The 1,392-nt window shown below is 69.7% G+C and carries 2 protein-coding genes; both read right to left on the bottom strand.

What is annotated here, in order from left to right; all coding sequences use genetic code 11:
* Positions 1-906, bottom strand: a 906-nt coding sequence (locus tag BFF77_RS31965; RefSeq protein ID WP_141698610.1) for a M23 family metallopeptidase, incomplete at its 3' end; no start/stop codon positions are given.
* Positions 907-948: 42 nt separating this feature from the next.
* Positions 949-1,392: ArsR/SmtB family transcription factor (locus tag BFF77_RS31960; RefSeq protein ID WP_066957050.1), on the bottom strand; the 444-nt coding region annotated here is incomplete at its 5' end.

Genomic DNA, 1,392 nt, shown 5'->3' with positions numbered 1-1,392 from the left:
CCCCGCCGTGAACTCCTGCCCCGCCGTGAACTCCTGCCCCGCGATGGACTCCTCCCCCACCGTGAACTCCTCCGTATTGGCCGGGACTCCGATGCCCTCCCAGCGGAACGGGACACCTCGTGCCACGTCCGGGTCCGGATGGTCCATGAGCTGGAAGTGCACATGCGGCTCGGAGGAGTTGCCCGAGTTGCCGCAACGGGCCAGGACCTGACCGGTCCGTACCCGGTCGCCGGTGCGGACCTGGAGCGAGCCGCGCTGGAGGTGGGCGTACAGCGCGTACGTACCGTCCCCGAGGTCGAGTACGAGACGGTTGCCCGTGACCAGGCCCGCGCCACCGATCTCGCGCGCGGCGCTCTCGATGAGTATCAGATAGACAAGGGCCGGCAGGGAGTTGCGGCTGAGATGGTCGCGCTGCCGGTCCGAGGCGCATACGACGGTCCCGTCCGCGACAGCGAGGAGCGGTTCGCCGAAGGCCGGGAAGTCGCGGCTGCGTCGGACGACCGGCCACAGCCGGGCGAAGGCGGGACGCGCACCGGGCTTGCCTTCCGCCACCACACCCGACCCGTCCGCCCCTTCAGCCGCGCCCGTTCCCTCCGCCACGATGTCGATCGCGTAGGTCTGCCCGTACGCGTGTGTGCCATGGCTCGGCACCTTGTCGGCCGGGCTGTTGAGCGCGGACCAGCGGCCTCTGACCGGCGGCGCCACCTCGATCTCGGCGGGCCGGTCCGCGTGCCGGGCACGGCCCGTACGGCTCAAGCCGAGGGTCAGGGCAACGGCGACAGCCGCGGGCAGCATGGTCAGCCACCACGAGAGGGACAGTATGCGGAACACATCGAGGAGGACGAACACGACGAAGACCAGCCAGGACAGACGAAAGAAGATCATGACCAGCTTACGAACAGACATCGTTGTTCCCCCTTGTCAACAGTTGCATGACGGCGGTTACGGTCATGGCCGCGCGGCCGAGAGCATCACCAGCAGCGGTACGACCCGGGCCGCGGGCACCTCGTACCGGCCTCGCCCGGTCGTGTGCAGCCAGCCCGCGCCGGTCAGTTGGCGGAGATGGTGGTAGATCTGGCCCGTCGTACCGATGTCCTCCAGCTCGGTCAGTTCGGCGGCGGTCCGCAGGCCGCCGAGGATCTCGTGCAGCAGCCGGAGCCGTATCGCGTGGCCGAGCGCCGCGAAGGACTCGGCCGCGTGGGACCAGTCGGCGTCGAGGAGCCCGTCGGTGAAGGTGCCGTACTGCCACTCGTACCGCTCCTCCGTCGGCAACCGCACCGCACCGGTGTAGAGGACACCGCCGTTCGGCGAGCCGGCCTGGGCCACTTCTTCCTTGAGCCGCTGGAGCGCCCAGAAATCACCCCCGTCACCGCCCTTGCCCCCAGCCGGAAC

Source organism: Streptomyces lushanensis, assembly GCF_001700515.1.
Taxonomy (GTDB): Bacteria; Actinomycetota; Actinomycetes; order Streptomycetales; family Streptomycetaceae; genus Streptomyces; species Streptomyces lushanensis.
This window is presented reverse-complemented; position numbering and strand designations above follow the sequence as displayed.